The sequence below is a fragment of the Tsukamurella ocularis genome (genome assembly GCF_965138335.1).
GTDB lineage: Bacteria > Actinomycetota > Actinomycetes > Mycobacteriales > Mycobacteriaceae > Tsukamurella > Tsukamurella ocularis_A.
Genome location: NZ_CBCSDV010000015.1, coordinates 1 through 1,671 on the forward strand (window position 1 = coordinate 1; position 1,671 = coordinate 1,671).

The window sequence follows — 1,671 nt, forward strand, 5'->3', positions numbered from 1 at the left end:
CGACGNTGCCCGGCGCGTCGGTCGGGAAGCCGTCCAGATGGAGGACGCCGGAACGGATCTCGGCGTCCGCGGCGAGGGCGGCGACGTCGCCGGCACCGTCGTCGAGGGCGAACAGGAATCGCCCCGGGAGCGCGGCGAGACCGGCCCGCGCCACGAGGGCCCTGTCGAGCGCCGCGGCGGTCTCGCGAAGCTCACCGGAGAGCGGGGAGGCGACGATGTTGCGCACGCGCTCGTGCGTCGCCGACGGCAGCAGGCCCGCGGCGGCGAGGCGCTCCCGGACCGCGTCGAGGTCGCCGACACCGCGCAGTTGGAGGTTGCCCCGCGACGTCAGCTCCAGCGGCTCACCGTCGGCGAGCTCCGCGAGAACGTCCAGCTGGGCCGGTTCGACGGCGCCGCCGGGCAGCCGCACCCGCACCAGGGCACCGTCGGCCGCCGCGTGCGGTCGCAGGACACCCGGGCAGGAGTCGGGCTGCTTCGGCTGCAGTGCGATCAGTCCTCGAAGTGGACCGGCGGGAGGGTGATGACGTGGCCTGCGTAGGCGAGGCCGGAGCCGAAGGCCATGACCAGCGCGGTCTGGCCGGGCTTCGCCTTGCCGGTGCGCAGCAGCTCCTCGACGGCGAGCGGGATGGACGCGGCGGAGGTGTTCCCGGTGGTCACGATGTCCTCGGCGACGACGCAGTCGTCGCGCAGCTCGAGCGCCTTGATGAGCACCTGAGTGATCCGCAGGTTCGCCTGGTGCGGCACGAAGACGTCGATGTCCTTCGACGTCAGACCGGCGAGCTTGAGCGCCTCCTGGCAGGCGGGGAGCAGCGCGGTGGCGGCCCAGCGGAAGACCTTGCGGCCCTCCATCCGCAGGAACGGACGGACGGGCGCCTCGGTGGTGGTGTCGTCCCGGAAGGCGTGCACCTCGTCGAAGTAGGTGCCGAAGTCCTTGTCCTGGTAGATCGCAGTGGTGAAGTCGCCGTCGGCGCCCCACGACACCTGCGAGACGCCCACCTCCTCGGACGGTCCGAGCACGGCCGCGCCGGCCCCGTCGGCGAAGATGAACGCGCACGTGCGGTCCTCGGGCGAGATCAGGTCCGAGAGACGCTCGACGCCCACTACCACCACGTACTTGGCGGTGCCGGCCCGGATCAGGTCGGTGCCGACCGCGGCGGCGGTGGTGAAACCGGAGCAGCCGGCGGTGATGTCGAACGCGGGGATGCCGACGCGACCGAGCTCCTTGGCGATCTGCGGGGCCAGCGACGGACCGAGCTCCAGGCGCGTGTTGGTGGCGGAGATGACGCAGTCGATCTGCTCCGGGTCGATGCCCGACGCCTTCACCGCGCGCTCGGCGGCCTTGACCGACATCGAGAGGATGGTCTCGTCGTCCTCGGCGAAGTGCCGCGACTCGATGCCCGAGCGGGTCTTGATCCACTCGTCGCTGGAGTCGATCTTGTCGACGATCTCGGAGTTGGGCACCACGCGCCGCGGACGGTAGGCGCCGATCCCGAGGTAGCTGACATTGGACTGCTCAGCGGGGGCGGGAGGGGCGANCNGGGCGGGCGCGGTCATGCGTGAGGTACTCCGTTCGAAGGATGGCGAGGATGAACCATTCGGTTCATCGACCCGTCATTGGTAACATGAACCGAGCGGTTCAAACAAGCGCCGCCACGCCGCGTGGCGTATTCC

Annotated in this window: 1 protein-coding gene and 1 pseudogene; both read right to left on the minus strand. The window is 71.0% G+C overall.

From position 1 onward, the window contains the following. Positions 1-6 precede the first annotated feature (6 nt). A pseudogene (locus tag ACNAYW_RS14350) lies at positions 7-490 on the minus strand (precorrin-3B synthase); the annotation flags it as partial. Beyond that, positions 490-1,535 (minus strand): beta-ketoacyl-ACP synthase III (locus ACNAYW_RS14355; protein ID WP_415850361.1); only part of this gene is annotated, 1,046 nt, incomplete at its 5' end. The pseudogene ACNAYW_RS14350 and the gene ACNAYW_RS14355, both read right to left, overlap by 1 nt. Between the last annotated feature and the right edge of the window lie 136 nt (positions 1,536-1,671).